1 protein-coding gene is annotated in these 254 nt (G+C 65.7%); it reads right to left on the bottom strand.

What is annotated here, in order from left to right:
- Positions 1-8 precede the first annotated feature (8 nt).
- Positions 9-254, bottom strand: a 246-nt coding sequence (locus tag ACR9ZK_RS22680; protein WP_481344181.1) for a hypothetical protein, incomplete at its 5' end; no start/stop codon positions are given.

Below are 254 nucleotides of genomic sequence, written 5' to 3'. Positions count from 1 at the left end.
TCCGATACTCACCCGGCGGCGATCCGACCCCCACCCTCTGTCGACATGACCGGGCCGGCCGGCGTGTCGGAGACGAGTCCAAAAAACACGTCCTCGCCGGACAAGTGTGCGGTGACGTTCGTGTTGTGCCAGCCGTTCCCGTTCTGGGCCGGAGTCGGGACGGGCCTAAGGCTCGGCGAGGGCCTGTCGACCTTGATGCCCAAGACCGTCGCACTGTCCGCGTTTCCGGCGTTGTCCACCGAGTAGTAGCTGAC

This window comes from Monashia sp. HAY1-5C, from assembly GCF_056755255.1.
Note: the sequence above shows the minus strand (reverse complement) of the source record. Positions and strands in the feature narration are given on the sequence as shown.